1 protein-coding gene is annotated in these 233 nt (G+C 69.1%); it reads left to right on the top strand.

The genetic code is table 11. The features are described 5' to 3' along the window. A partial coding sequence (locus ACLJNW_RS28800) for a hypothetical protein (protein ID WP_410962103.1) occupies window positions 1-233 on the top strand: 233 nt, incomplete at both ends.

The following is a 233-nucleotide window of genomic DNA, read 5'->3' on the forward strand; positions in this document are numbered from 1 at the left end:
GTCGTGATGTTCCCGGACGAGGCGACGCGCGTCGATCGCACCGCGAAGGTCATCGAGACGATGATCCGCGTCGCCTATCTTCCGCAGAACGAGGTGTGGATGACCGACGACGCGCGCGCGTGCGCGACGTGGGCGCTCCCCAACCGCTGGCACGTCGGCTTGCTGGAGGTCCTGCAGCTCGCTCCGCTGGTGCGGGTGTTCGGGGCGCAGACGCTCGTCGCGCTGCGCATGCT

The sequence above is a fragment of the Salmonella sp. SAL4457 genome (assembly GCF_046548235.1).
Taxonomy (GTDB): domain Bacteria; phylum Pseudomonadota; class Gammaproteobacteria; order Enterobacterales; family Enterobacteriaceae; genus Salmonella; species Salmonella enterica.